Origin of the sequence: Alcanivorax sediminis, from assembly GCF_009601165.1 — a bacterium.
Classification (GTDB): domain Bacteria; phylum Pseudomonadota; class Gammaproteobacteria; order Pseudomonadales; family Alcanivoracaceae; genus Alcanivorax; species Alcanivorax sediminis.
This window is the reverse complement of the sequence record NZ_WIRE01000001.1, coordinates 1,725,050-1,747,464: the sequence shown is the minus strand read 5'-3', so window position 1 is coordinate 1,747,464 and position 22,415 is coordinate 1,725,050. Positions and strand designations below refer to the sequence as shown.

The 22,415-nt window shown below is 57.3% G+C and carries 23 protein-coding genes; 16 read left to right on the top strand and 7 right to left on the bottom strand.

Going from position 1 to position 22,415, the window contains the following annotated elements; translation table 11 throughout:
* The first annotated feature begins 2 nt into the window (after positions 1-2).
* The 6 genes from GFN93_RS07965 to GFN93_RS07940 all read left to right on the top strand — a co-directional run bounded on the left by GFN93_RS07965 (position 3) and on the right by GFN93_RS07940 (position 5,935).
* Positions 3-1,061 carry a COX15/CtaA family protein gene (locus GFN93_RS07965; RefSeq protein ID WP_153500368.1) on the top strand — a complete coding sequence of 353 codons (1,059 nt, stop codon included), beginning with the start codon at positions 3-5 and terminating at the stop codon, positions 1,059-1,061.
* On the top strand, positions 1,058-1,969 hold the full coding sequence (gene cyoE / locus GFN93_RS07960; RefSeq protein ID WP_153500366.1) for a heme o synthase: 912 nt from the start codon (positions 1,058-1,060) through the stop codon (positions 1,967-1,969). Before GFN93_RS07965 ends, cyoE begins: the two co-directional genes overlap by 4 nt.
* A 132-nt stretch (positions 1,970-2,101) precedes the next feature.
* On the top strand, positions 2,102-2,557 hold the full coding sequence (locus tag GFN93_RS07955; RefSeq protein ID WP_153500364.1) for an Mpo1 family 2-hydroxy fatty acid dioxygenase: 456 nt from the start codon (positions 2,102-2,104) through the stop codon (positions 2,555-2,557).
* A gap of 312 nt (positions 2,558-2,869) precedes the next feature.
* A complete protein-coding gene (locus tag GFN93_RS07950; protein WP_153500362.1) occupies positions 2,870-3,457 on the top strand; it encodes a LemA family protein in 588 nt (195 codons plus the stop codon).
* A 12-nt stretch (positions 3,458-3,469) separates the two neighbouring features.
* Positions 3,470-5,374, top strand: coding sequence for a M48 family metallopeptidase (locus GFN93_RS07945; protein ID WP_153500361.1), 1,905 nt, complete (start codon positions 3,470-3,472; stop codon positions 5,372-5,374).
* A gap of 195 nt (positions 5,375-5,569) precedes the next feature.
* Positions 5,570-5,935, top strand: a complete 366-nt coding sequence (locus GFN93_RS07940) for a hypothetical protein (RefSeq protein WP_153500359.1) — start codon at positions 5,570-5,572, stop codon at positions 5,933-5,935.
* Between the two features lie 66 nt (positions 5,936-6,001).
* On the opposite strand, the gene GFN93_RS07935 is transcribed toward GFN93_RS07940, so the two are convergent.
* Entirely contained in the window at positions 6,002-7,045 is a 1,044-nt protein-coding gene (locus GFN93_RS07935; protein WP_153500358.1) for a GNAT family N-acetyltransferase, read from the bottom strand.
* A 184-nt stretch (positions 7,046-7,229) separates the two neighbouring features.
* Between GFN93_RS07935 and GFN93_RS17550 the strand changes: the two genes are divergently transcribed.
* Both GFN93_RS17550 and GFN93_RS07925 read left to right on the top strand, forming a co-directional pair.
* A complete protein-coding gene (locus GFN93_RS17550; protein WP_328594402.1) occupies positions 7,230-7,835 on the top strand; it encodes a cold shock domain-containing protein in 606 nt (201 codons plus the stop codon).
* A 76-nt stretch (positions 7,836-7,911) separates the two neighbouring features.
* Positions 7,912-9,447, top strand: a complete 1,536-nt coding sequence (locus tag GFN93_RS07925; protein WP_153500356.1) for a sodium:solute symporter — start codon at positions 7,912-7,914, stop codon at positions 9,445-9,447.
* Here the strand turns inward: GFN93_RS07925 and GFN93_RS07920 are convergent.
* Together GFN93_RS07920 and GFN93_RS07915 are read right to left on the bottom strand one after the other, a co-directional pair.
* Positions 9,393-10,034: a hypothetical protein gene (locus GFN93_RS07920; RefSeq protein ID WP_235901734.1), complete on the bottom strand. Its 642-nt coding sequence runs from the start codon at positions 10,032-10,034 to the stop codon at positions 9,393-9,395. The genes GFN93_RS07925 and GFN93_RS07920 overlap by 55 nt on opposite strands.
* Entirely contained in the window at positions 10,018-11,322 is a 1,305-nt protein-coding gene (locus GFN93_RS07915) for a sialidase family protein (protein WP_153500355.1), read from the bottom strand. The genes GFN93_RS07920 and GFN93_RS07915 overlap by 17 nt, the downstream gene beginning before the upstream one ends.
* Before the next feature lie 335 nt (positions 11,323-11,657).
* Here GFN93_RS07915 and GFN93_RS07910 point away from each other — a divergent pair, with 335 nt between their 5' ends.
* The 4 genes from GFN93_RS07910 to GFN93_RS07895 all read left to right on the top strand — a co-directional run bounded on the left by GFN93_RS07910 (position 11,658) and on the right by GFN93_RS07895 (position 14,871).
* Positions 11,658-12,398 (top strand): START domain-containing protein, encoded by a 741-nt coding sequence (locus tag GFN93_RS07910; RefSeq protein WP_153500353.1) that lies wholly within the window; start codon positions 11,658-11,660, stop codon positions 12,396-12,398.
* A gap of 70 nt (positions 12,399-12,468) precedes the next feature.
* Positions 12,469-13,215 carry a lysophospholipid acyltransferase family protein gene (locus tag GFN93_RS07905; RefSeq protein ID WP_153500351.1) on the top strand — a complete coding sequence of 249 codons (747 nt, stop codon included), beginning with the start codon at positions 12,469-12,471 and terminating at the stop codon, positions 13,213-13,215.
* Between the two features lie 228 nt (positions 13,216-13,443).
* The gene (locus tag GFN93_RS07900; protein ID WP_153500350.1) at positions 13,444-14,280 is read left to right on the top strand and encodes an SDR family NAD(P)-dependent oxidoreductase; all 837 of its coding nucleotides are present in this window, start codon (positions 13,444-13,446) and stop codon (positions 14,278-14,280) included.
* A 3-nt stretch (positions 14,281-14,283) separates the two neighbouring features.
* A complete protein-coding gene (locus GFN93_RS07895; protein ID WP_153500348.1) occupies positions 14,284-14,871 on the top strand; it encodes a DUF938 domain-containing protein in 588 nt (195 codons plus the stop codon).
* A 42-nt stretch (positions 14,872-14,913) separates the two neighbouring features.
* Here GFN93_RS07895 and GFN93_RS07890 read toward each other — a convergent pair whose 3' ends face one another.
* The gene (locus tag GFN93_RS07890) at positions 14,914-15,180 is read right to left on the bottom strand and encodes a DUF1145 domain-containing protein (RefSeq protein ID WP_153500346.1); all 267 of its coding nucleotides are present in this window, start codon (positions 15,178-15,180) and stop codon (positions 14,914-14,916) included.
* A gap of 165 nt (positions 15,181-15,345) precedes the next feature.
* Here GFN93_RS07890 and rhlB point away from each other — a divergent pair, with 165 nt between their 5' ends.
* The gene (rhlB, locus tag GFN93_RS07885) at positions 15,346-16,584 is read left to right on the top strand and encodes an ATP-dependent RNA helicase RhlB (RefSeq protein WP_153500344.1); all 1,239 of its coding nucleotides are present in this window, start codon (positions 15,346-15,348) and stop codon (positions 16,582-16,584) included.
* On the top strand, positions 16,577-16,897 hold the full coding sequence (glpE, locus tag GFN93_RS07880; RefSeq protein ID WP_153500342.1) for a thiosulfate sulfurtransferase GlpE: 321 nt from the start codon (positions 16,577-16,579) through the stop codon (positions 16,895-16,897). Before rhlB ends, glpE begins: the two co-directional genes overlap by 8 nt.
* A gap of 330 nt (positions 16,898-17,227) precedes the next feature.
* On the opposite strand, the gene GFN93_RS07875 is transcribed toward glpE, so the two are convergent.
* Positions 17,228-17,911, bottom strand: a complete 684-nt coding sequence (locus GFN93_RS07875) for an OmpW/AlkL family protein (RefSeq protein ID WP_153500341.1) — start codon at positions 17,909-17,911, stop codon at positions 17,228-17,230.
* 148 nt (positions 17,912-18,059) lie between these two features.
* Between GFN93_RS07875 and GFN93_RS07870 the strand changes: the two genes are divergently transcribed.
* Positions 18,060-19,061, top strand: a complete 1,002-nt coding sequence (locus GFN93_RS07870; protein WP_153500339.1) for a hypothetical protein — start codon at positions 18,060-18,062, stop codon at positions 19,059-19,061.
* Between the two features lie 147 nt (positions 19,062-19,208).
* Here the strand turns inward: GFN93_RS07870 and GFN93_RS07865 are convergent, their stop codons facing one another.
* Positions 19,209-20,675 carry a PhoH family protein gene (locus tag GFN93_RS07865; RefSeq protein WP_153500337.1) on the bottom strand — a complete coding sequence of 489 codons (1,467 nt, stop codon included), beginning with the start codon at positions 20,673-20,675 and terminating at the stop codon, positions 19,209-19,211.
* A 306-nt stretch (positions 20,676-20,981) separates the two neighbouring features.
* On the opposite strand from GFN93_RS07865, the gene GFN93_RS07860 reads away from it, so the two are divergent.
* Positions 20,982-21,443 carry a methyltransferase family protein gene (locus tag GFN93_RS07860; RefSeq protein WP_235901733.1) on the top strand — a complete coding sequence of 154 codons (462 nt, stop codon included), beginning with the start codon at positions 20,982-20,984 and terminating at the stop codon, positions 21,441-21,443.
* Here GFN93_RS07860 and GFN93_RS07855 read toward each other — a convergent pair.
* Positions 21,358-22,047 carry a C40 family peptidase gene (locus tag GFN93_RS07855; RefSeq protein ID WP_153500336.1) on the bottom strand — a complete coding sequence of 230 codons (690 nt, stop codon included), beginning with the start codon at positions 22,045-22,047 and terminating at the stop codon, positions 21,358-21,360. The genes GFN93_RS07860 and GFN93_RS07855 overlap by 86 nt on opposite strands.
* Between the last annotated feature and the right edge of the window lie 368 nt (positions 22,048-22,415).

Below are 22,415 nucleotides of genomic sequence, written 5' to 3'. Positions count from 1 at the left end.
TTATGGATACCCCAACCACGTCGCAGCGCTGGCTGCGCGTTTTTTGTGTTTTTGCCGTCCTTCTGGCAGCGGGTGTAATAACGCTTGGCGCCTGGACGCGGCTCGCTGATGCGGGTCTTGGCTGCCCTGACTGGCCTGGCTGCTATGGCCATCTGGACGTTCGCAAGGCCATCGACCACGTGAATGCCACTAATGAAACAGACCCCGGCGCCTTGCGTGAAGCACACAAGACGGTCCCCGAGATGGTCCACCGCTACTTCGCTTCCACGCTGGGGCTCACCATCATCATTATTGCGGTGCTGTCCTTCATTAACCGCAAGCGTGAAAAGCAGCCACTGAAACTGCCTCTGTTCCTCGTCGCACTCGTCACCTTCCAGGGCATCCTCGGCATGTGGACCGTGACCATGGGTCTGCAGCCCACCATCGTGATGCTGCACCTGCTGGGCGGGTTTACCACCTTTACCCTGCTGGTATTACTCACTGCCCGGGTGTTCCGTTGGCCCAGCTTCCTCAATGACTGTGATGTGCGCATGCTCAAGCCCATCGCATCGCTAAGCCTGGCGGCGGTCATTCTGCAGATTGCCCTCGGTGGCTGGACTGCCAGCAACTACGCAGCGGTGGCGTGTACCGAGCTGCCGATCTGCGAGGAAGGCTGGCAGGATCGCCTCGACTTCGATGAAGCCTTTATCTTCTGGGGCCACGAACACGACAAACCGGATTACGAGTTCGGCGTACTGGATAACGAGGCGCGCACCACTATCCATGTGATGCACCGTTTCGGCGCCCTGCTGGTCACCTTGCTGGTACTGGCTCTGGTGGCCAAAATTCTGCTGCGTGCGCGCAGCAAGTTCTTCCGAAACTTTGCGTTCATCCTGTTTGGCCTGCTGTCCCTGCAGCTGGCCCTGGGCATCAGCAATGTGGTGTTCGCTGTCCCTCTGGACGTAGCCGTCGCCCACAATTTTGTGGCCGTCATCCTGCTCGCCGCCCTGGTGCTGTTTATTCGTGCCATCAATGTAAAGTGCGGCACCGGTAACCCACGGCGCAATGGAGATTGCTCATGAGCGAAACCACCACCTGGCGTGATTATCTGGCGCTGACCAAGCCCGGTGTCGTCATGCTGCTGATGGTCACCGCCGTGGCTGGTATGTTCCTGGCCACCGATCCGCCTGGCATGGTCCCGATGGGTATCTTTATTCCGTCCTTCATAGGTTTGACGCTGGCGATGATGTCTTCTGCCGCGATCAACCAGATCATGGACCAGAAGATTGATGCGATCATGACTCGCACCGAAAAACGGCCGCTGGTGGCGGGCAAACTGAGCCCCAAAGCCGCCATTACCTTCGCGGTATTGCTGGCGGCCGCCTCCATGATCATGCTGTATTTTCTGGTGAACCCTCTCACCGCCTGGCTGACCCTGTTCGGCTTTGTCGGCTATGCCTTCATCTATACCCTTTATCTCAAGCGCGCCACCCCGCAGAACATTGTGATCGGCGGCATCGCGGGTGCCATCCCGCCCTTGTTGGGCTGGGCCGCCGTAACGGGAGATGTGCATCCCTACGCCTGGCTGCTGGTGCTGATCATTTTCGTCTGGACGCCACCGCATTTCTGGGCGCTGGCTATTCACCGCAAGGATGAGTACGCCAAGGCCGACATTCCCATGCTGCCGGTCACCCATGGCATCCCGTTCACCCGGGAGTCAGTGCTGTACTACACCATCCTGCTGTTTATCTGCACGCTGCTGCCGTATCTCACCGGGATGAGTGACCTGATCTACCTGCTGGCTGCGCTTATTCTGGGGCTGGTGTTCCTTTACCATGCGGTGCGACTGCGTTTTTCCGATGACCCGAAGTTGCCAATGAAGACCTTCGGCTATTCGATAACGTATCTTTTTGCGTTATTCACGGCCCTGCTGGTGGATCATTATCTGCCGATCAAGCCGACCGATGTGGCGGTCTGGTTGGGGGCGTGACAAGCCTGAGGCCGGACGCTTGATGCCTGACGCGGCATAAAACATCCGGCCTCACCCGCACCTCCACCCCCTTTCCTGATTGCGCATCGCGGTGACATACTCCCTTTATACAAAGACAAAAGGGAGTGAATCATGGCGACCCGGAGCATGGACGACTGGCTTGACGCCTATGGCGAAAGCCACCAGAACCCCACCAACAAGAAGGTGCACTTTGTCTGTGTGCCGGTAATCTTCTTCACCATCATCGGCTTCCTGTGGGCCATACCCGCGCCCCTTTTTACCGGCTTCTGGGCCTGCCTGGCACTGGTGGGGGTGACCCTCTACTACGTCCGCCTCTCTCCCCCCATTGCCGCCGGCATGCTGGCATTCAGCCTGTTGTGTCTGCTCGCCCTGTCATTACTGGAAAGCGCCGGCGTGACCATCTGGCTGTTCTCTCTGGTGGTGTTCGTGCTCGCCTGGATCGGGCAGTTCTGGGGTCATAAGGTAGAGGGCAAGAAGCCGTCTTTCTTTGAGGACATCCAGTATCTGATGATTGGTCCCGCCTGGATCATGGGCTTCCTGTATCGCAAGTGGGGCATAAAATACTAAGCCTGCGTAACGGAGCTCTCGTAGGAGCTTGCCTGCAAGCGATCCGAGCCCAAGCGAGGTAGGGATTCCAGAAACGAGTGACGAGTTTCGAAAAGCAAAACCCCAAACCTGCTTCCAAACCCAGGTTTTCAGATTTTCGAAGCTAGTCACTCGCAACTCGAAACTGCTTCCCTCGAGGCTCGGCCATACCTACACGCCCTGAAAAGCATAGAATACCCCTACTCTGGCAACACAGGTCCACCTTTCCCCATTCACACTTTTGCAGTAGTTTAGAGGCCAACAATAAATTCGCTTGGGGAAGGACAACCCGTCATGGGCATGCTGATCTTTTTGGGCGTCATCGTCGCCATCATTGTTTACATCATCGCCATCTACAACCGTCTGATCGCGCTCAAGAATCGCTTCAAGAATGGCTTCGCCCAGATTGATGTACAGCTGCAGCGCCGACACGACCTGATCCCCAATCTGGTGGAAACCGCCAAAGCGTACATGAGCCACGAAAAAGAGACGCTGACCCAGGTGATCGAGGCCCGCAATCAGGCAGTTAGCGCCCAGAAAGCCGCTGCCGCGCATCCGGATGACGGCGCCGCCATGGCCAAGCTGGGCAAGGCAGAATCCCTGCTCTCCGGCTCGCTGGCCAACTTTTTCGCACTGAGCGAAAACTACCCGGATCTGAAAGCCAACGAGACCATGTCTCAACTGATGGAAGAGCTGACCAGCACCGAAAACCGGATTGGCTTTGCCCGTCAGGCGTTCAATGATGCGGTGATGAACTACAACACCTACCGTGAACAATTTCCGCAGAACTTTATCGGCGGCTTGTTTGGCAGTTTCAAGGAAGCCCAGTTGCTGCAGATTGAAAACGAAGCCGCCCGGCAGGCCACCAAAGTCAGCTTTTAGGGTCCCTGACCCATGGATTTTTTTCAGCATCAACAAAAGGCCAAGCGCCGCACTGGCCTGCTTGTGCTTTATTTCTGCCTGGCCATTCTCGCTGTCGTTGCCAGTGTCACTGCCGCCGTGGCACTGACGCTGGGCTTTTCCGGCATCCGCCTGAATGGCGATGGCGCCAACCTGCTGCTCAACCCGGTGATCTACTGGAGCGCACTGATTACCCTGGCGGTGATCCTGTTCGGCTGCCTGCTAAAAACCTGGCAACTGCGCAAGGGAGGCAGCGCCCTGGCGGAAATGCTTGGCGGACGGTTGATCAGAGCCTCCACCAACGACAGCGCCGAACGACAGCTGCTCAATGTGGTGGAAGAAATGAGCATCGCCTCCGGCATTGCCGTGCCGCAGGTCTACGTGATGGACGAGGAACACACCATCAACGCCTTCGCGGCGGGCTTTCGCCCATCAGAAGCCATCATAGCCGTGACCCGCGGCAGCCTGGACCGCTTCTCGCGGGATGAACTGCAAGCCGTTATTGGTCATGAGTTCAGCCACATTCTCAACTCGGATATCCGCATCAACCTGCGCATGGTGGCGGTGTTGGCCGGCATACTGGCAGTGGGAAAAATTGGCGAATACCTGCTTCACAGCTCAGGTCGCTCGCGCCGCTCCTTCTCCTCCTCGCGGAGCAAGAACAACGGTTTGCCTGTGCTTGGCCTGGCGCTCGTAGCCATCGGCTATGTAGGGCTGTTTTTTGGCCGCCTGATCAAGGCGGCCATCAGCCGCCAGCGAGAGCTGCTGGCCGATGCCTCGGCTGTGCAGTTCACCCGGAATCCAGCTGGGCTGGCCGGCGCTCTGATCCATATCCGCAATGATGGCGGCTCCTACCTGGCCTCACGCCATGCGGAAGACATGAGCCATATGTGCTTTGCGCCCTCCATTCCCATGAAGCTGAAGCAATGGCTGGCCACTCATCCTTCACTGGATGAACGCCTTGGGGCGCTCGGGCCGGACTGGGTAGCCCGGGCACGTACACGAGCCAGACAACAACAGGGCAACGCGGGCAGTAATGCTGCTGCCACATCCACGCCCGAGGGTAGTGCCGGTTTTGCTGGCACCACCGGCAGCACTCCCGTCAGCAGCGCCCCTTCTCAGCAAGTCGGCACGGTACAGCAGGGCGACATGGACTACGCCCGTCAGCTGCTGGACGCTTTGCCCGAGACAGTGCGCAACCAGACCCGCACCCCAGAGGGAGCCCGGGAGGTATTGTTTGCCCTGGTGCTGGCAGGCAGTGACTATGACAGCAGCGCCCAGCTGGCTCAGTGCCAGCTGGAAGATAGTGCCTCGCTGCAGTCGCTGACCCAGTCACTGAAAGCGCTTGGGCCTGAAACTCGCCTACCCTTGGTCGATATGGCTCTGGCAAGCCTGAAGCCCCAGCCCACCCAAGCCCGCCAGCAGTTTCTGACGAAGCTGGAAGCCCTCTGTCACGCTGACGATCACTTCAGTCTGTTCGAATGGACGCTGCTGGCACTGGCTCGCCAACAGCTGGACGAGAATGCCGGGCGAAACCGCCACACCCGATTCCACCGCTTTGGCGCCGTGGCCCAGGAACTTCAGCAACTGTTCTCGGTGCTGGTCTGGGCTGGTGGCGCCAAGGGCAGTCAGGCTGAAGCGCTGTTTCGCCAGCACGCCGGCAGCCTCCTGCCCGGAGCCCGCAACCTGCTCCCCCTCAGCCACTGCAGCAGCAAGAAGCTGTTCGCAGCGGTAGATCGCCTTGCGGACCTTTCTCCTCTACTGAAAGGCCCGGTGATCGACTGCGCGGTAGATCTGGCCATGGCTGACAACACCCTGAAAACGGCCGAGCGAGAGCTATTGCGGGCGCTGTCCAGCCTGCTGGAATGCCCCCTTCCGCCGCTTTTTGACTGCCGTTAGTCGATAATCGCCTACTGAATCATCTTCACCTGTAGGTGATGGCTTACACTTATTTAAGCATCTGCCTATATGATGGGATGTCTGTACACGCAGAATATCCCCTTGAGAGAACGGGACATTTTGGCCTGTCTGCACCCTGCAACGAGCATGTGGACCATGCATAGTGAGGGAGCAGCACGTACAAGGTAAGCGGATATGGAACTCAACAAAGCCAGCACCCGAAACGCCTGGGCCGCCGTGGACTATCTTACCCGTCAGGTTCGTAATGGAGATCTGGACCCGGGGCTCACCCAGTGGGTCAAGACCCAGGGCCTCGACCTGGACAACACCGTGTTTTCCAGTGTTTGTCTTTTTGATGAAGGCGTTTACACCGGCACCCTGGTGGACCGCGATGGCCGGGTGTGGGAATTCCTCGCCGACCTTAACGATCCTCAGGCCAGCGAAATGGATGATGTGACCAACGCTCTTGGCCCCAAGTCTCCGGAACACCCCCGGGCCGACCCCTGCGACCTGATTACCATGTCGATCCTGTATCATCGCGATGAGCAAGTCGCTGCCTGAATACACGCCTGACTGCACGAGATAAAACCACTGCGGGTGCCCGCCAGCAAGCGATCGCTCTTCGAATCACCCGCCATCCTTGCGAAACGGCAACAGTGTCATAGCCTCATCCCGATATCGATGCACATGCACCGCTTCTTCCTGACAGAAATCCATGATGGCATTCTGAAAGCCCGGTTCACGCAGGTAGTGCAATGACCAGGTAATCACTGGCTCGAAGCCACGCAGGATCTTGTGCTCACCCTGCACACCGGGGTCGAATACCTGCAAGCCAGCGGCGATGGCATGCTCAATACCCTGGTAGTAGCACAACTCGAAGTGCAGCCCATCCACCTCCTCAAGGCACCCCCAGTAGCGGCCGTATAGCTGTTGAGCGTCCAGAAAGTACAGTGCCGCGGCAATGGGTTTGTCGTTCCTTGAGGCCAGCACCAACAGGATCTGTGACGCCATTGTCTGTGCGAGCTGCAAAAAGAAGTCTTCACCCAGATAAGGAAGCTGCCCTCGTTTCAGGTAGGTACTGGCATAGCACTGGTAGAAAACACGCCATTGCTCAGCGCTGACTAACGGACCGGCCACTCTCTCAATGGTAACTCCTTGCTCCGCGACCCGCTGCCGCTCCTTGCGCAGGTTCTTGCGTTTACGGGACTGGAAGCGGGCCAGATAATCCTCGAAATCACTGTAGTCTCGATTAAGCCAGCGAAAATGGCATGCCTGACGCGCTGCCAGCGGCAAATCCACAAGCGCATCACGACAGGCCTGATCCGGAAACAGCAAATGCCAGCCACTGGCTCCCGTCTCGTTCATGCGCTCCTGCACACCTTCCCACAACCGGGTCGGCTCCAGGGAACCCCGCCAGCGGGGCCCGGTGACCGGCGTAAACGGGATGGCCGTCACCAGCTTCGGATAGTAGGCCAGCCCATGGCGCTGGTAGGCGTCGGCCCAGCTGTAATCAAATACATACTCACCCCGCGAGTGACTGCGCAGATACAGCGGAACCCAGCCACTCTCCCCGGCTAAATGGCATGGCTGCCAGCCACGCTCTGCGGTCACTGCACCGCTATGCTCCAGAGCAGAGAGATAGCTGTCTTTCAGAAAGGGATAGTCTGTCAATTCGACTCCACATGAGTTTCGGCTGCGGCTTGGGTACAATGCGCGGGTTGCACGGTCGTACCCAGCGTCTTTGAGGCTTTTTTTGCCATATTTAATACGCAGATCGGGCAACCCTACCTTAATCCCGGTGGGTTTTGTTTCTCGTTTAGTTAACTCTCAATATCTACAAGGTAACGTCAAATCCATGAATCCCTCCAAACCTTTGACCGCATTTTATGCCGCAGCGGCGCTTTTGCTTGCCATTCCTGGTGCCTGGCTACTGTTTGCTCCGGAAATGGCCATCGTCACCATTCACGAAAACCTGGCCTTCGTACAAATCTCCAATGTGCACAGCCAACAAACCGGTCTTGGCCTGCTACTGGCCGCCGCCGTCAATCTGGTCTGCCTGCGCGACAGTGCCGAGCGCCTGCCGCTGCATGTGGCGGTATTCTTCTATCTGGCCGGTCTGGTAGCCAGCCACGGTAGCCGTGTGTTTGGCGACCAGTGGTGGATGTGGCTGCCTGCAGCCGTCTATCTGCTGCCGCTGATCCCCTTCGGCAAGCTGGTTCCCAGCAAACTGCCACTGCCCATGCCGGGCGGCAATGGCCAGCAACGCGGTGAAGTGAAATGGTTCAACCCCAACAAGGGCTTCGGTTTTATCCTGACCGACAAAGGGGAAGAGCTGTTTGTTCACTTCAAGGCAGTGCAAAACGGCGGCCGACGCAGCCTGCGCACCGGCACCAAGGTACGCTTCGATACGCGCATGTCGGACCGTGGCGAACAGGCCGACAACGTCTATATCGAGCAATAAACGCATCACGCGGCAGGCAACATGCTGCACGCCGCAGCATGTTGCCTGCCCTGTTGCCTGAACCGGAATAACAACAATGAAACTGGCAATCGCAGACTGGATCGTTCTGGCGGGCTACCTCTTTGTGGTACTGGGAATAGGAATCTACTTTTCCCGCAAGAACACCAGCACCGAAGAATATTTCGTGGGCGGTCGCCGTTTTCGCGGCTGGGTCATCGGCTTGTCGCTGGTGGGCACCTCTATCAGCTCCATCACCTTCCTTGCCTACCCAGCGGATGCCTTCAAGACTGATTGGCTGCGCTACTTGCCAAATCTTGCCCTGTTGCCCGCCATGCTGGTGGCAGCCTTTGTGTTCCTGCCATTCTTTCGTCGCGGCAACATGACCAGCGCCTATGAATTTCTGGAAATGCGTTATGGTCCGTCTATCAGGGTGTATGGTGCCATCGCATTCCTGGTCGCCCAGCTGGTCCGCCTGGCCATGATACTGTGGCTGCTGTCACTGCTGATTCAGGAAGTCACCGGGGTCACTCCCACCACCGCCATTATCCTGGGGGGGCTGTTTGTCGGCTTGTACACGGTAATTGGCGGAATTGATGCCGTCATCTGGACCGATGTCCTGCAGACCGTGATCCTGCTGCTGGGCGGTGTGGTCTGTCTATGGGTAATTCTTGAGGCCCTGCCCGGCGGCCTGAGCCAGGTGTTCGATCTTGCCGGCCAGGCAGGCAAGTTCGCCCTCGCCCCATGGGAAAATGGCGCGCCGGGGGAGACCTCCTGGTCGTTCTCGCTGAGTGAAAAAACCGCCACCATGATGCTGCTGATCGGCCTGACCAACTGGCTCACCGAATATTCCAGCAACCAGAATACGGTGCAACGCTACTGCGCTTCCCAATCCACCAAGGAAGCCCGTCGTGGCTTGTGGGTGTATCTATTTACCGCACTGCCTATTTGGGCGTTCTACATGTTTCTGGGTACCGCTCTGTGGGTATTTTTCCAGGTCTATCCGGATGTGCAGGCCAGTGCGATTCTGCAGGGGGAAGCCCGCGCAGAAACCCTGATGCCGCATTTCATTACCGCCTACCTGCCCGCGGGTGTGGCAGGCCTGGTGATTGCAGCTGCGCTGGCCGCGGCCATGAGCTCGCTGGACTCCAGCATCAACTCGGTGACCACCGTCAGCGTGGTGGATCTCTACCGCCGTCACCTGCGTCCAGGACAGGACGACCGTCATTATCTGCGCGTGGCCTGGGGCATTGCCGTGGCGGTAACCGTCTTCATGATTGGTGGGGCGCTGTGGCTTAACGGTACGGAAACCAAAACCTTGCAGGATACCTCGACTATCCTTGTGTCGCTGCTGGGCGGCGGCATGCTGGGTTTGTATCTGTTGGGCTTCTTCAGCCAGCGCGGGGATGCACGGGCAGCGTGGTGCGGAATTGGCTGCACTCTGGTGTTCACCGGGTGGACAGTGCTGACCAACAAGGGGCTGCTGCCAGATGCACTCAGCGCCCCCTTTGACCTCTACTACACCGGCCTGATCGGTAATTTGCTGATGTTTGCTGTCGGCTACCTGGCGGCGTCGCTTTGGCCTGCATCATCATCGGCACCAGTGACTGACTGACCGCCGTCTTTATTGGCCCGGGATTGCAGCAGGCGATCCCGGATCAGCCAGCCCGCCGCCCAGCACACCAGCCAGGGATCGATCAGATAGTCCCAGAGATTATCGCTGGCCAGCAGGTCCAGCCGGAACGCCAGCTGCGCCGCCACCAGAATGATGCAGGATGCATAGGCTTTCAGCACCCAGGCGAACAGCCCCAGCAACAACAGCGTGGTGCTCAGTGTGAAGTTGCCGTAGCCCAACGAATACGGGTCCAGATACGTCGAGCCCATGCTGGCGGGATAGAACCATAACGCCAGCACCACCAGCAGAACACAGGCGCCGCGTAGCTGATTCACCGGTAACCAGTAATACCCCACGATACGATGCTTGATGGCCAGCACCGCCAGCAATCCGGAGGCCACGCTGAAACTGGCCAGATAGCTGAGCACCCAGGCAGCTGGCCCCCAGGGATAGGGGAGCATGCACCATGCAAATACCACCACCGCCAACACGATGCGGGCTTTCTCGGGCATCAGGGCCGCCGTCATGCGCAGCTGTACCGCCACCAGAACCAGTGCCGCTATCAACAGATCAATGGTCATTGTCATTGCCCTCTTCAGCAGGCTGAGCAGATTCTGGAGTGACGTCTTCGGCTTTCAGCCAGGCATGACGAATGGCGCTCTTGTTCCAGGTATAGAGAATGTGCAGATCCCCATTGCTGCTGCGAATCATGTAGGGGTAATCGTACTGGAAGCGACAACCGTGGCGTTTGTCACACTTGTTGTTCGTTACCCGCTCCAGCAACCGTTGCGGGTCCTCCGGTGACTCACCGATGCTCATTTCTTTCTGGATCAGCGACGCGAAGGCTGGCTCGTCCAGGCGCACATTTCGCCACTCTTCACGGTCATGCAGTGTCCAGCTTGTGTGCCAGTTAGTCCCGCCGTCACGGGTTTCCCGCACGCAGAGATCGTCACGTTCCTCGCGGTTGCAGTTGGCCACCACCATCCAGTGCCCTTTCCCCATAACCAAACCGCCCAGCGCGGCACTGGGGTTTTCCAGCGGGGAATAACTCAGCTCATCCCATTGCCAGCCCCCATCGCGGCTCTCTGACTGGAAGAGGTAGCCATTATTGGGCTCATTCTCGTTACGCAGAAACGCCACTGCGTGGTTGGGACTATCCACCAGCACCAGCGGCTGGATTGCCTTGCGGCCATGGCCGATGCGGTACTTGCCAAGAATATGGCTATCTTTATCAAGACGCAGAATTTCGCCAAACTTGCCGATCATCTCGTGGTATACCGGCAAGCCGATGGAACCATCGCTGTAACGCAGCGGCGGGGTTTTCACCAGGGTACTGATATTCAGCAACGGGGTTGTCACCAGCGGCTTGTCAAAGGTCCAGCTGGCCCCCAGGTCCGTGGACTCCAGAACGACCAGACGGCTGGCCGCCCAACCACCGAAGCTCACCGCCACCACGAACAGGCGCATGCGGCCATCGTCATCCAGGACAGGCACCGCATTGCCAAGCTTGCGGACATGTCGCCCCCAGCCCTGGCTGATCTGTTCACGGGTCACCACCACCGTTTCATCAGTCCAGGTGGCGGCCACTGGGTCAAAAACGGCACTGTGGATATTCACGTCTGGGGCCCCTTCACGGGAACCGGCAAACCAGAACGCCCGCAGGCGCCCATCCGGCAGTTCAACCATGGCAGGCGCGTGCACCAGCGGGGTGTCTGCATCGGAGGTAAAACGATACTGCCATTGATCATGTTCGGGGGAGGAACCTGCCGCGGGGACATCAAACACCGGAGCCGGCTCCCAGAGATGTTCTGGCGATGCGGCGAAATAGCCCGCCACCAGGGCGGCCCCCACCAGCAAATGGAAAAAACGCTTCATTATAATGTCTACACACACTGTGTTTATCAGGCCGCCTATTGTCCATGAATAGGCAGACTAAACCAGCCCGAAGAAGTCGCGGCATCCCTTCCAGCGCCTGGCCTGTCCGGCAGGGCAATTTCAGCGCCTTACCGCACTATGCCCCCTCCGTGGCACACCCTATTACACCGTTCATAAAATTGCCTGCCGTTAACTCACAGGATTTGAACCGACCATCAGAACCGCTAAACCAATAGCCCCAAAAGTGATCACAATATGTTCATCGCCTGAGGATTGGTGTCATAATGATTGCAGTTGATATGCCAAAAACAACATTAAGGATATCCCTCCCGACCATGGAACGTGCTGTACGTATCGGGTTGGCACTGCTGTTTGTGCTGCTGCTCTCCCCTGCCCACGCCGAAGAACAGGATCAGGACTGGAAACTGGTCAGTGATCGCAATGACATTCAGGTGTACATGAAGCACCGGGATGAATCCCGTCTGAAGACTTTTCGCGGCGTCACCCGCTTTGAGCTCAAGGACGAATTTGCCCTTGCCGCCATTCTCAATGACTACGAGTCCTACCCCAAATGGTTACACCTGATTGATGGGGCGGAAGAATTTGGTCGCGATGGCCCCCTGAACCGGGATGTACGCTTTACCACCAAGCTGCCCTGGCCACTGGCTGACCGGGAAGCAGTGCTGAATGCAGATGTTCAGCTGACAATAACCGACGAAGAAGAGTCGGTCATGATCGAGTTGATCAATGAGCCTGACGCCCTGCCCCCCAACAACGACTACATTCGCTTCCCGGAAATGTGGGGCAAGCTAGGGTTTATTCGCCTGGGCAACGATCAGGTGGAAATGACCTACGAGGTTATTCTTGATCCCGGCGGTTACATTCCTGCCTGGATTGCCAACATCCTGCTGCGCGACGCCCCCTACTTCACCCTGGAGCGTTTGCGCCGGATCATTCGCAAGCCTGAGTACCAGGGTCACTATTACGATTATCTGGATGAGCTGCACGGTCCGGGCCACCCGGACAACGCCCCGAGCGTGGCCAGCCAGGCACATAGTGAAAACGTAACAAAGTGATTATCACCCTGTCATTTTCGGCCAGCTCTCCGTTACCATAGCGCGTCACTGGTAAACGGAGAGGACCGCCATGTCCCGGTTGCTTTTCTTCCTCTATAGCTGGCTGGTATTTGTACCGCTGATGGCTGCAACCACTCTGGTTTGCGGGCTGCTGTGCCTTGCCCTTGTTCCTTTCCTGCCTGCCGATCGGGTGGCCCGCTACACGGCTGTGCCCTGGGCTAAACTGTGCCTTCTCTACAGTGGCGTGCGCGTGGACGTTTACGGCCGACACCACCTGGAGCCAGGGCAAAGCTATGTGGTTGTGGCCAATCACCTCAGTCAGTTCGACATCTTTGTCCTGTATGGCTATCTGGGCATGGATTTCCGCTGGGTAATGAAGCATGAGCTGCGCAAGGTACCGATCATCGGTATCTGCTGTGAAAAGCTTGGCCATATCTTCATCAACCGTTCCGACCAGCAGGCGGCCATTGCCAGTCTCAACGCCGCCCGCGCACGGCTCAACAATGGCGCCAGTGTGCTGTTTTTCCCGGAAGGCACCCGCAGCCGTAACGGCCAGCTGAAGCCGTTCAAGAAAGGGGCGTTCAAAATGGCGCAGGATCTGCAGTTGCCAGTTCTCCCCGTTACCCTTAACGGCACCTTTGAAATTCTGCCCCCTGGCACCATTCGCCTGCAGCCCGGGCATCAGGCCAGCCTGACCCTGCATGCACCACTGCCGGTAAGAGGTCATGACGAAGCGGAACTCCTCAAGCTCATGACGCTCAGCCACGAAGCCATTGCCGCTCCGCTGGCCGAACCCCTCCCGCAGGCCCTGGCCTGAAATGAATCACTTTAGCGCCGGCTCACGCCGGCGTTAATGCCAGCCACCAGCAAGATACCGTGCGGTATTGGCCCATTCTGCAGTGACAAAGTGTCTACACTCCTTGCCATGTAATAGCTGGCAACCACACCAGGCACCCGGAAACGATCCCATAGTGTGCCTCGCAGGTTCAGCTTGAAACTGGAACCGTTTTCACGTCTCCTTTCGGGAGGAGATCAAGGAGTCATCATGAAGAATTTCAAAGACAAAGTTGCCGTCATCACCGGAGCCGGCTCCGGCATCGGCCGAGCCCTGGCTCAGGAACTGGCGGCTTCTGGCGCCAAACTGGCCCTTTCCGATATCAATGAAGCCGGCCTGAAGAAGACCGCGACCGACCTGGGCCTCGCTGAAGACCGGCTGATGACCCGTGTGCTGGACGTGGCAGATCGTCAGGCCTTTTATGACTTCGCCGACGACGTGGTGAATCATTTTGGCTATGCCAACATGATCTTCAACAATGCCGGTGTTGCGCTCGGCGCCACCGTGGAAGACATGAAATATGATGACTTCGAATGGCTGATGAACATCAATTTCTGGGGCGTGGTGTATGGCACCAAGGCCTTCCTGCCCTACCTGAAGCAGTCCGGTGAAGGGCACATCATCAACATCTCTTCCATCTTCGGTCTGGTGGGCATTCCCACTCAGTCTGCGTACAACGCGGCCAAATTTGCGGTGCGTGGCTTTACCGAATCCCTGCGTATTGAGCTGGAACTGGAAGGCAGCCCGGTCTCCTGTACGTCCATTCATCCCGGCGGCATCAAGACCAACATCGCCAAGGCGGCACGCATGACCGACGGTGTCGAGCGCATCACTGGTGCGGACAAGGAAAAATCCATCCAGGATTTCGAAAAACTGTTCCGCACCACTCCGGAAGAAGCGGCCAGCACCATTCTGAAGGGTGTGCGGGCCAACAAGCGCCGGGTTCTGATCGGCTCTGATGCGGTGGCGGTAGACGCCATGCAGCGCCTGCTGCCGACCAGCTACCAAAAGCTCATCGCCATGGGCCAGAAATACATGAACAAGTAACTGATGACCAGCGAGCGTCCCTTCTCCCAAGCCTGCGAGAACAACAAGGGCCCGATTCTGACAGTGCTGAAAACACACTGTGAGACTCCGGGGACGCTGCTGGAGATCGGGGCTGGCACCGGGCAGCACGCTGCCTGGCTGTCAGCGCACCTCCCCCACCTTGTCTGGCAACCCTCAGATGTGGCCGAAAACCTGCCAGGTGTCCGCCTGTGGCTGAGTGATCCTGAAAGCCGCGCTCTGGATCCACTCACACTGGATGTGGGCAGAGAATGGCCAAGCGCCCGGTTTGACTACCTGTTTACCGCCAACACTTTCCACATCATGTCGGCCGAACTGGTCGAGCGTTGTATCGAGGAAGGCTGCAAACACCTCACGGAAGCAGGTCGATTCCTGATCTACGGCCCTTTTAATGTGGGCGGCCAATTCACCAGCGAATCCAACCAGGCCTTTGATCAATGGCTCAAGGAAATCGACCCACTCAGGGGCATTCGTGACAGGGAATGGATTGAGGCAGCGTTTGCACGCCACGGCCGCACCCTGCTTGCCGAGCACGACCTGCCAGCCAACAACAAGGTGCTGGTGTTTGGGTGAACGTAGGCCTGACGGTGGACTCCAAAGCCTTCTAGCGGGAGCCTAGGGCCGCACAGCCCTGCGGACCGCATGCATTCTGGGCTTGAGGTAGAGCACCCCGAACAGCATGACCATCAGGGCATCACGCCAGTGAAACACGCCGTGCCGACGGATCCACACCGCAAATCCCATCAGCTCCAGAAGGTGTAGCACGGCGACTACCGCACCGGCCATCAGCAGCAAGCGATCGAAAGGGGCCGGTAAATCCATGAAAATGGCTAACAGTACCCCCAGCCAAAACACTACAATGCCTCCACGCAGGATGTTCATCACTAAAGATCCTCTGACAGCGCTGGCTATTTTTTCTACAATGCGTGGTTAGGGCGAGGGCCGGGGTGCCTTGGCAATCACAAACATCACCCCGATCCTGAACGCCGACTCTGCCTGTGACAGGCAAAGAAAAAACAACCACTCGCATTCAGACTGAGCGAATACATGCAAAAAGACAAGGCAAATGCCTGGAGCCTGGACCAATTCCAGGTTCCCGAAAAAGACGGCGAACGCCGCTTCCATGACTTTGATCTGGATCCGCGCCTGATGCGCGGCATCGCCGATCTGGGCTTCCAGTACTGCACCCCCATTCAGGCAGAAGTACTGGAGCACACCCTGGCCGGCGCAGATGCCATTGGTCGCGCCCAGACGGGTACCGGCAAAACCGCAGCGTTTCTGCTGACCGTGATCAATGATTTGCTGAAAAATCCGCTGGAGGTTCCCCGCTTCGCCGGCGAGCCGCGCGCACTGATTGTGGCGCCTACCCGCGAATTGGCCATGCAGATCGAGAAAGATGCCAAAGGCCTGACCAGGCACACCGACCTGCAGGTCATGAGCGTGGTGGGTGGCATGAATTTCAATCGCCAGCAGGAGCGCCTGCAGTGCCGGGAAATTGATATTCTGGTCGCCACCCCAGGCCGCCTGCTGGACTTCGCCAAGCGCCGCGACCTGTGGCTGGACCGGGTCGAGTTTCTGGTGCTGGATGAAGCCGATCGCATGCTCGACATGGGCTTTATCCCCGATGTGAAACGCATCGTCAGCATGACACCACGCAGCAAGCACCGGCAGACCCTGCTTTTCTCTGCGACCTTTAACGAGGACGTGATGAACCTGGCTCGCCGCTGGACACAGGATGCCGAAGTGGTGGAAATCGAGCCGACCCAGGTCACCACGGACACGGTGGAGCAGAAGGTGTACATCACCAACACCGACGACAAGTTCAAACTGCTCTACAACCTGATCACTGGCATGAACATGGACAAGGTGATTGTGTTTGCCAACCGCCGGGACATCACCCGCCGCATCAACGACCGCCTGCTCAAGAAAGGCCTGAAGGTGTCGATGATTTCTGGCGATGTGCCACAAAACCAGCGCATGAAAACCCTGGAACGGTTCCGCTCAGGGGATCTGCAGGTGTTGATTGCCACCGATGTGGCGGGCCGAGGGATTCATATTGATGGCGTTTCCCATGTGGTGAACTACAACCTGCCGGAAGACCCGGAAGATTACGTACACCGTATTGGCCGTACTGGTCGGGCTGGCGCCAGCGGCATGTCCATCAGCTTCGCCTGTGAAGACGACGCCTTCCTGCTGCCGGAACTGGAGAGCGCCATCAGCATGAAGCTGGAATGCGAGTATCCGCCTGCGGACCTGCTGCAGGAGAAGGAAGCCAGTAATGCCTGAACGGATCAGCCCCCAGGAAGGCAAGGCCCGCTTCGATGAAGGCCAGGCGCTGTTTGTGGACATTCGCGACCCGCACAGCTTTGCCAGCGGACACCTGCGCGGCGCCGTGCACCTGACCAATGCCAATGTGGATCAGTTCTTTGCTGACACTGACAAGACTCGCCCCCTGGTGATCTATTGCTACCACGGCAACAGCAGCCAGGGCGCAGCGGATTGGTTGACCGAACAGGGTTTTCAGGCCGTCAGCCTGGATGGCGGCTTTGAGGTGTTCAAGCTGCAGTTTCCGGAAACGCTGGAAACTGCAGACGCCTGACGTAAAAAGGCCCGCCCGGTACCCGGGCGGGCCTTTTTGCATCACTACAAGACTCGCTATACCCCGCTGCAGGAACGAGCCTGCTCGCGATCCGAGCCTCAGTGAGGAATGAGTTTCGAGTCGCGAGTACCGAGTTTTGAAAGGCAAAACCCTAACCCGGAACCAGGTTTTAGATTTTCGAAACTCGGTACTCAAAACCCGCTTCTGGAATCCCTACCTCGCTTAGGCTCGGATCGCGAGCAGGCTCGCTCCTACAGCGGCTTCGCCGAATAGCCGTGTGGGAGACGCAGCCAGCACCAAACGCGTCCCTGCGTCAGGCGTCAGGCGTACCTAAAACCGATACCCAACACCGACCATGTATGCCCAGGGATCCAGCTCCACATCGATCTTGTCCACACGCGCATCATTCACATACAGGCGCGCTTCAGTGTCGATGTCGATCTGCCAGGCACTGAGATTCAACAGCCACTTGTCATTCAAAGCGATATCCGCGCCGACTTCCCAGGCCAGTCCCATGGAGTTGCTGAGCTTCACATCCGCATCCGCACCGCCAAGTAAAGGACTGACAACGGCATCGTCAATGCTGTCTTCGAAGAACAGGGTGTAGTTCAGGCCGACACCCACATAAGGGCGAACAGGGCCGATTTTGGGCGCATAAAACTGTGCAAGTACAGTGGGGGGCAGCTGACTGGTTTCACCCACTACCAGGCCCTCACCACCGGTATCAAGGATAATATCGTGTGTGAACGGAGTAGCGCCCAGCAGCTCCACACCAATAGAGTCAGTCACCATATAGGTGAAAGTCAGTCCCAGCTGAGTGTCATCATCCACATCCACACCGAGACCGCCCACCGCCGGCAACGCTGAATCAAAACGTTCACTGCTGACATCCGGATTCACATTGGCAACCCCGGCACGAACGATGAAATCCCCCGCCTGGTTGGCCATGAGTGGGCTACCCAGCAGCAGGCCGGTTAGCAGCAGAGCCCCTTTAACTTGTCCTTGCAGTTGCATACAGATCCCCTTGGATAACGCAAGATACATTCAATGACCAAACCCCGGTTGCCGGGCATTAGGGTCAACGTTCAAACTACGGGGCCATTGAACCTCTCGGCACATCAATGAGCATTGCTCTAAATCAATAAAAACGAGGCTTGTCACCATGTCGTCTTCTGAACTGATTAGCGCCCTGCGCGATGCCCACAAGGCACACCTCTGCCAACAACTGCAAAACCAGGATCACTGGCAGGCCATCATGGCCCAGGCCAGCGCCTGCCTTGGTGATACACCGTTAGGGAAACTGGTGGACAGCGACAGCCTGTGCCAAGTAGTTGAACAATGGGTGCTGGAAGCGAACAGTGCTCAAGGCTTGCAGGATGTGATCGTGCAAACCACCGAGGCAGTGCTCAAGGCCGCCGAAAATGATGACGCCACCGTTGGCGAACTGCTCAGTGAGGCGCACTTTGAAGCCGTACTGGAAAAATCTTTGCAGCTGAAAAGCCTGCGAGAAAAAGCCATTCATGCCGGCTTGAACCATCCACTCGTCAGCGAAATGGTCAGCGAGATGCTGTATACCGGCATCAAGAATTTCTTGCTGGAAGAAAACGCCCTGGCCAAACTGCCGGGCGTCAGCAGCGTGATGAAGATGGGGCGCAAGAGCGTGGTCGGCAAGGCCATGGGTGGTATGGAAGAGTCCATCCGCGGTTATCTACAAAAGAATATTCGCGAAACCCTGAAGACCGGGGAACAGTGGCTTAACAAACAGCTCACCAATGAGCGGATAGAACAGCTGGCCCGTGACGGGTATCGCCGTGTGGCACCGCTCAAACCTGCCAACTATCTCTCACAAATTCCTAACGGCACCGTCAAAGACCTGGTTGAGCAAGGCTGTCAGATTGGTGATGAAAGTGCCCGTCTCGATTACACCCGCCGCTTGATCAGCGTTGGCATCCGTGCGGCAGTGGACGCACTGAGCGAAAAAACCCTGGCGGATGTACTGGCAGGCATGCAGATCAGCGAAGAAAAGATTCGCGAGTTCACCGTTCCCGCCCTCGCCAAAGGGGCTTCTGTTCTGGTTGAGCAAGGCGTACTGGAACCGTTCATTAGCTGGTCGCTGGATGACTTTTATGAGTCCGAGGCGTGCAGGAAGATAATTAATAATTAATAGTGAATAATTAATAACGTCGCGATTGACCTCAGGCTTTACCTGAAATGCAAGAGGCCGCGCCCGGTTTGGGTGCGGCCTCTTTGTTTTCAAAAACAGAAAAACTGGTTTGAGTTAGCTATTAATTATTCACTATTCATTATTCATTCAGAGGAACGACTCCGCATACTCCGCCAGCAACGACCGCGGCACACCGTTCAGTTGCACCGATCCTCCATGGGCAAAACGCTTGAAGCGTTCGGTCATGTAGGTCAGCCCGGAGCTGGTGGGCGACAGATACGGGGTATCGATCTGTGCCAGGTTACCCAGGCAGACCACCTTGGAGCCTTCACCGGCCCGGGTGATGATGGCCTTCATCTGATGGGGAGTCAGGTTCTGGCTTTCATCAATCAGGATAAGTGACTTCTGGAAGCTGCGGCCACGGATGTAATTCATGGCCTTGAACTGGATATTGGCCCGCTCTTTCACGTACTGAATGCTGCCGGTTGGATTTTCGTCGTTCAGGTGCAACGCCTCGATATTATCGTTAATGGCACCCAGCCAGGGGTCCATTTTTTCCTCTTCCGTACCTGGCAGGAAGCCATGATCTTCCGCCAGTGGCGGCGTGGATCGAGTGGCAATAATTTTATTGAAGCGCTTCTGCTCCACTGTCATTTCGATAGCAGCAGCCAATGCGAGAATCGTTTTCCCGGAACCGGCAGCCCCAGTGAGGTTGACCAGATGCACATCCGGATCCAGCAACAGCTGCAAGGCAATGGCCTGCTGAATATTCATGGGCTTGAGACCCCACGCTTCCTGCTCCAGCATACTCTCGGCCTTGTAATGCTTCAGCGTCACCACACCATTCTCGATATGCATGACCCGCCCCACAAAGCCCATCTCATCAATGATGTACTGATTGGGATAAACTTCTTCTCCGAGAATTTCGCTGACCAGCAAACCGTGCGACAGGTAATGCAAGGTGTCGGCACCGTCCTGCTCGGTTTCCACCTGGGTCACCTGATCCCAGAAGGAACCCGGCACCTCAAAATAACCACGGGTCAACTGCTTGATATCTGTCACCAGCTGATCGTTATGATAATCCTCAGACTCAATACCGCAGGCCCGGGCCTTGAGCCGCATGTTGATGTCTTTGGTGACCAGGATGAAGCGCTGGTCAGGCGCTTGCGCTTTCATACGCACCACATCGTTGATGATGCGGTTGTCGTTAAGGTGATCCGGCAATGGCGCCTTCACGTCTTCCAACGATGACATCAACACAGTAAGGGTACCCTGGGTGGAATTATCCGGCCCTCGAGGAATCGGGATACCCGCTTCGACTTGCTCAGGGGTAGCATGGCCCAGCACCTTGTCTATCAGCCGAATAGCCGCCCGGCAATCTGCTGCCGTATGCGATTTGCCGCTTTTCAGTTTGTCCAGCTCTTCCAGCACCGTCATGGGAATCACCACCCGGTGTTCTTCAAAGTTCATCAGGGAGTTGGGGTCGTGAATCAGGACGTTGGTATCGATGACGTAGGTTTTTTTCTGTTCTTGCTCGATGGTGCCGTCGTTCTGGCTGGCGCTCGCGTGGTGGCTGATGGAAAGGGTGTGGAGTCTGGCCGCGCGCTCTTCCATGCGTATCCCCTGTACGGTTTGCAATGGTGTGGCGGCTTTGGCTGGACGTCAGATCTGGAGTGCGAGAGTGACGCCTGCCCCTGCCGCCGTTGGTTTTAAACCTTTTGGCGGTTCAGTAGCATTCAGCTGTTACAGCTTTTGATCGCGATCACTCCCGCTGTGGCGGGAATGGAATTACCATACCCCAGTTTTTTTAAGTCGATCAATAGGAACCTCCGAAAAGTTTTTTCTGAACACGTCTGTCGATTCAGTTGCCAGCGACTCTCCGCTACACTGGAGGGCCATCAGGTAACCACGCCCTTGCCCATGTCACTCGAACATCCTCAAGTCATGATGCCGCCCCCCGCCCTGTATCTCGGCGGCCTGCTGATGGGCTATGGCCTGGATCGCGCCATTCATTTTCCCGCTGTCCAGTTCCCCGGTGATTTCTGGCTGATGTTGGCATTGGCCATCATTGGCGCATTACTGGTGCTGTCAGCAGTAATTCAACTGCGCATGGCCAGGACCACGGTGATGCCCCACCGGGCCGCCAGCAGCCTGCTCACTACCGGCGTTTTCACCCTCAGCCGCAACCCCATTTACCTTGGCTTCACCTGCCTGGCAGCGGCCATGGCGCTGAGCCAGCACAGCGTCGGCATGTTACTGATGCTTTTGCCTGTGGTATGGGTCATTCACACCCATGTCATTGCAGCGGAAGAGGCCTTTCATGCGGAGAAGTTTGGGTCCGAATGGCATGACTACTGCCGCAAAACCCGGCGCTGGCTCTGAGATCTTCGCAGCCCGACTCCTGCTTTAACCACTGGGCCCGACCCAGCTTGCCATTCAACAACCGCATATGCCGGGAGCCAAAGTGCCCCGGCACCAGGGTGCTTGCCCGGATATCCCGGGGCAGCCAGCCAAGCCGCCGGTACAATTCGGCCACCAGTTCTGAGCAGAACCAGCCTCGCTGATCTGGCTTGCGCCTGAAGGCGGTCAGGACATCAATAGCATTGCAGAACAGGTAATTCTTGTAGGGACGATGCATGAGTCGTCGCAGCAAGCGCTGCAGCAGCCGGTCCTGATTCTCGCTCAAGTCAGGACCATGGCGCCGCCGCACCGCTACTGAGCCGGGATAGTCTTTCAGTTTAGTGTCCAGCGATACCAACGACACGCCGGCCACTGGCTTGCCAAGCCGCACATCATCGGACTCTCCCAGCGTGGTCGATTCCAGTACCAGCGGCTCAGGGCTATCAGGCAAAAACACCACCATGCCGATGTGGCTCCAGGGGCTACGGGTAAAGACCCGAATCACTTCACTGGTCAAACCACGTCCGGAAAACAGCAGTATGTCTCCCGTGCGCAAGGCAAAAGCAGAATCCAGAGGCAGTGTCATCGCAGACGTTCCCGGGTTTCTGATCAATTCTGATGTGGCAACGTTAGGCCTGTGGAATGACAGATCGCTGACAGCAACGTCACGGTTTGGTGAACAAAAGCGCGCTGTAGGAGCGAGCCTGCTCGCGATCCGAGCCTAAGCGAGGTAAAGATTCCAGAGCCCAGGATTCAAGAAGCGAGTTTCGAGTCACGAGTTGCGAAAATCAAAAGGTGACTGCCGAGAACGAGGTTTGAGGTTTTGTCTTTCGAAACTCGCTTCTCGTAACTCGAAACTCGAAACTCATTCCTCGCTCGGGCTCGGATCGCGAGCAGGCTCGCTCCTACAGCCGCTCCGTAGATTTGCGGGAGAGCGTTTGCAGGCTGCCTGCC

Bases quoted from the DNA above. Each gene is read 5' to 3' on its own strand.
- GFN93_RS07965 (WP_153500368.1), top strand. From the start codon at position 3: ATGGATACCCCAACCACGTCGCAGCGCTGGCTGCGCGTTTTTTGTGTT.
- cyoE (WP_153500366.1), top strand. From the start codon at position 1,058: ATGAGCGAAACCACCACCTGGCGTGATTATCTGGCGCTGACCAAGCCC.
- GFN93_RS07955 (WP_153500364.1), top strand. From the start codon at position 2,102: ATGGCGACCCGGAGCATGGACGACTGGCTTGACGCCTATGGCGAAAGC.
- GFN93_RS07950 (WP_153500362.1), top strand. From the start codon at position 2,870: ATGGGCATGCTGATCTTTTTGGGCGTCATCGTCGCCATCATTGTTTAC.
- GFN93_RS07945 (WP_153500361.1), top strand. From the start codon at position 3,470: ATGGATTTTTTTCAGCATCAACAAAAGGCCAAGCGCCGCACTGGCCTG.
- GFN93_RS07940 (WP_153500359.1), top strand. From the start codon at position 5,570: ATGGAACTCAACAAAGCCAGCACCCGAAACGCCTGGGCCGCCGTGGAC.
- GFN93_RS17550 (WP_328594402.1), top strand. From the start codon at position 7,230: ATGAATCCCTCCAAACCTTTGACCGCATTTTATGCCGCAGCGGCGCTT.
- GFN93_RS07925 (WP_153500356.1), top strand. From the start codon at position 7,912: ATGAAACTGGCAATCGCAGACTGGATCGTTCTGGCGGGCTACCTCTTT.
- GFN93_RS07920 (WP_235901734.1), bottom strand. From the start codon at position 10,034: ATGACAATGACCATTGATCTGTTGATAGCGGCACTGGTTCTGGTGGCG.
- GFN93_RS07915 (WP_153500355.1), bottom strand. From the start codon at position 11,322: ATGAAGCGTTTTTTCCATTTGCTGGTGGGGGCCGCCCTGGTGGCGGGC.
- GFN93_RS07910 (WP_153500353.1), top strand. From the start codon at position 11,658: ATGGAACGTGCTGTACGTATCGGGTTGGCACTGCTGTTTGTGCTGCTG.
- GFN93_RS07905 (WP_153500351.1), top strand. From the start codon at position 12,469: ATGTCCCGGTTGCTTTTCTTCCTCTATAGCTGGCTGGTATTTGTACCG.
- GFN93_RS07900 (WP_153500350.1), top strand. From the start codon at position 13,444: ATGAAGAATTTCAAAGACAAAGTTGCCGTCATCACCGGAGCCGGCTCC.
- GFN93_RS07895 (WP_153500348.1), top strand. From the start codon at position 14,284: ATGACCAGCGAGCGTCCCTTCTCCCAAGCCTGCGAGAACAACAAGGGC.
- GFN93_RS07890 (WP_153500346.1), bottom strand. From the start codon at position 15,180: ATGAACATCCTGCGTGGAGGCATTGTAGTGTTTTGGCTGGGGGTACTG.
- rhlB (WP_153500344.1), top strand. From the start codon at position 15,346: ATGCAAAAAGACAAGGCAAATGCCTGGAGCCTGGACCAATTCCAGGTT.
- glpE (WP_153500342.1), top strand. From the start codon at position 16,577: ATGCCTGAACGGATCAGCCCCCAGGAAGGCAAGGCCCGCTTCGATGAA.
- GFN93_RS07875 (WP_153500341.1), bottom strand. From the start codon at position 17,911: ATGCAACTGCAAGGACAAGTTAAAGGGGCTCTGCTGCTAACCGGCCTG.
- GFN93_RS07870 (WP_153500339.1), top strand. From the start codon at position 18,060: ATGTCGTCTTCTGAACTGATTAGCGCCCTGCGCGATGCCCACAAGGCA.
- GFN93_RS07865 (WP_153500337.1), bottom strand. From the start codon at position 20,675: ATGGAAGAGCGCGCGGCCAGACTCCACACCCTTTCCATCAGCCACCAC.
- GFN93_RS07860 (WP_235901733.1), top strand. From the start codon at position 20,982: ATGTCACTCGAACATCCTCAAGTCATGATGCCGCCCCCCGCCCTGTAT.
- GFN93_RS07855 (WP_153500336.1), bottom strand. From the start codon at position 22,047: ATGACACTGCCTCTGGATTCTGCTTTTGCCTTGCGCACGGGAGACATA.